Source organism: Streptomyces sp. NPDC001450 (assembly GCF_053597295.1).
In genome coordinates this window covers 1-1,316 of sequence record NZ_JBSFHY010000150.1, presented here as the reverse complement: position 1 = coordinate 1,316, position 1,316 = coordinate 1, and the positions used below count along the sequence as shown (strand labels likewise).

Sequence of the window (1,316 nt, the reverse complement as noted above, 5' to 3'; positions counted from 1 at the left end):
CGCTGCTGCGGATCCGTCGCCAACGCCTCCCGCGGACTCATCCCGAAGAAACCCGCATCGAAACGATCCGCACCATCAAGGAAGGCACCCACGTCGACCAGCGTGGTTCCGGGGCGCTCGCCCTCCGGGTCGTAGAGGGCGGTGAGATCCCAGCCGCGGTCGGCCGGGAACGCGCGCACGGCGTCCCCGCCCTCCGACAGGAGCTGCCACAGCCCCTCCGGATCCCGCACACCACCCGGGAACCGGCACGCCATCCCGACGATCACCACCGGATCGTCCGCCACTGCCACGCCCGCGGAACCGGCGACCGACGGCTCCGCTTCGGCCACGGCGCCCAGCAGTTGCTCCCGCAGATACCGCGCCAGCGACACCGGCGTCGGATAGTCGAACACCACCGTCGCGGCGAGACCGGAGACACCCGTCAGCGCCGCCAGGCCGTTGCGGAGCTCGACCGCGGTGAGGGAGTCGATGCCGAGGTCGCGGAAGGCCCGCTCGGCGGCGACCGCTTCGGGATCGGGGTAGCCGAGGACCGCTGCGGCGCAGGACCGCACCGTCTCCAGCAGGACGCGGTCCTGTCCGGCGGGGGTGAGCCCGGCCAGTCGGCCGAGCAGTCCGGCACGGTCGTCGTATCCGATGCGCTCGGAGGTCCCCGCGGCGCCCTCGACCGCCGCGCGTGCCTCCGGCAGCGACCCGATCAGTGGGCTCGGACGCGTCATGGTGAAGGCCGGCGCGAAGTCCGTCCAGTCGAGGTCGGCGACGATCACGGCCGGTGTGCCGGCAGCCGCCGCGCGTGCGAGGACCTTCGTGGCGGTCTCGGCGTCCAACGGGAGCACTCCGCCGCGGCGCATGCGTGCGGTGGATCCGGCTTCCTCGGCCATGCCGGCTTCGGCCCAGGGGCCCCACGCGATCGACGTGGCGGGCAGCCCGGCCGCCCGGCGCTGCTCGGCGAGCGTGTCGAGGAAGGCGTTGGCCGCCGCGTAGTTGGCCTGGCCGGCCGCTCCGATGCTCCCCGCGAAGGAGGAGAAGAGGACGAAGGCGTCCAGGTCACGGTCGCGGGTGAGTTCGTCCAGATGCAGCGCGCCCAGTGCCTTCGTCCGCAGCACCGCCGCGAACCGCTCCGGCGTCAGCGCGTCGATCACACCGTCGTCCAGCACACCCGCCGCATGCACCACCGCATCCACCGGATGCGCCGCCAGCACCTCCGCCAGCGCGTCACCGTCCGCCACATCACACGCGACCACCGTCACCCGCACACCCAGACCCACGAGCTCGTCCCGCAGATCCACGGCACCCGGCGCCTCAAGACCCCGACGGCT

At 73.2% G+C, this 1,316-nt stretch carries 1 protein-coding gene; it reads right to left on the bottom strand.

All coding sequences use genetic code 11. The features are described from left to right. Positions 1-1,265, bottom strand: a 1,265-nt coding sequence (locus ACWC5O_RS45470; RefSeq protein ID WP_450781402.1) for a KR domain-containing protein, incomplete at its 3' end; no start/stop codon positions are given. Positions 1,266-1,316: the final 51 nt, after the last annotated feature.